This is a genomic window from Serratia sp. ASV30 (genome assembly GCF_016428815.1).
Lineage (GTDB): Bacteria > Pseudomonadota > Gammaproteobacteria > Enterobacterales > Enterobacteriaceae > Chania > Chania fonticola_C.
The window spans coordinates 1-449 of record NZ_JAELTL010000202.1 but is presented as its reverse complement, the minus strand read 5'-3'; the positions used below and the strand labels follow the sequence as shown (position 1 = coordinate 449).

The following is a 449-nucleotide window of genomic DNA, read 5'->3' as shown; positions in this document are numbered from 1 at the left end:
GAGTAATGTTATAAGAAAACATGGTGTTAGTTTTTCTACAATCAAATATACTTCCGCTACTGGCACAGGGCTGCAGTTGCAGCCCTGACAATCCTAGACTTCGATAGACTCAGAGATCTCCAACGCATCATCGACTTCAATGCCCAAATAACGAACCGTGCTTTCCAGTTTCTTATGACCAAGCAGGAGTTGGATCACACGAAGACTCTTGGTTTTCTTATATATCAGGTAATGTTTTGTTCTTCTCATGGAATGTGTGCTGTACAGCGAATCGTCGAGGCCAAGCTTTGCTATCCATCCATGAAAAATACGGCTGTATTGTCGGGTTGAGATATGTTGGCAAGAACCGCCCCGTGATTGGAATAAGTAGTCTTTACTGTACAAATTGTCCAGCTTAATCAATGCAGCAACTGCTTCTCTTGTCCCTTTGGTTACTCAAACTGGACAGG

At 43.0% G+C, this 449-nt stretch carries 1 pseudogene; it reads right to left on the bottom strand.

From position 1 onward, the window contains the following. Positions 1-93: 93 nt before the first annotated feature. Positions 94-449 (bottom strand): annotated as a pseudogene (locus tag JHD74_RS26085) (tyrosine-type recombinase/integrase); the annotation flags it as partial.